Source organism: Serratia sp. PL7, assembly GCF_945957435.1.
The window spans coordinates 1-791 of record NZ_CAMFLB010000106.1; the positions used below are offsets into that span (position 1 = coordinate 1).

Genomic DNA, 791 nt, shown 5'->3' on the forward strand with positions numbered 1-791 from the left:
AATCGTTTAGGGGGGTTTCTGTGCGTTCTGGCGGGGTTACTTCGCGGTGTACTTCACCACCGTGTTGCCCGCCGTTGAGGTGTAGCTCTCCACGCCGTGCGCTTTCACCGGCAGCACCACCAGATAACCGTTCTTCTGGCTGTCGTCGTTGTAGATCGTCACCCCCGCGCCGCTTTTCGCTTTCAGGCTCGCGAGCTGCTGGCTGTAGCCATCGATGTCGCTCAGGCGTGAGCTGATGATCTGCCCCTGAAACCAGATTATCCCGCTCAGGATACCAATCAGCAGCGCGGCGCAGACCACTATCCAGATCAGCGCGGTGGTCGCCATGGCTCTGATCATGCCCGTCAGCCTGCCGTTCTGTTCGCGGATAGCGTTGCTGATGCTCTGCGAGCTTGATTTCAAGTCCTCGCTGATAGACGTTTCCAGCCTCTCGAACTCGCGCTTCACGCTCTGCTCGGTATCCTGTGCTTGCTGCTTCGATTTCTCCTCGAAGCCCTTCGCCAAATTTAAAATCTCGCTCATAAATCATTCCTTTCAGCCGGATGTTTCTGCCGCCGGACGGGTCGGCAATACTGATGCTGCTTTTGGTTTCCCGCGCCACGGTGAGACCAATGCTCTCGATCTGCGTCACCACGTCCTGCCGGCTGCGTATTGCGCCCTGTGCCATCAGGTTCATCAGGCCGGCGGTCAGCTTTTCCGCTGCCTGCTGTTTGTCTCGCGGCAGGTCGCTGGCCTGCGTCAGCGGGCGACGATAGGCGGGGTCATTGGGGTCGCGCAGTCCGAGCCGGTCA

General features: G+C 59.3%; 2 pseudogenes. One reads left to right on the top strand and one right to left on the bottom strand.

What is annotated here, in order from left to right:
- Positions 1–36: 36 nt before the first annotated feature.
- Positions 37–462 (bottom strand): annotated as a pseudogene (locus N6G83_RS54425) (MbeB family mobilization protein); the annotation flags it as partial.
- Between N6G83_RS54425 and N6G83_RS54430 the strand changes: the two are divergent.
- Positions 380–791 (top strand): annotated as a pseudogene (locus tag N6G83_RS54430) (hypothetical protein); the annotation flags it as partial. The pseudogenes N6G83_RS54425 and N6G83_RS54430 sit on opposite strands and share 83 nt — an antisense overlap.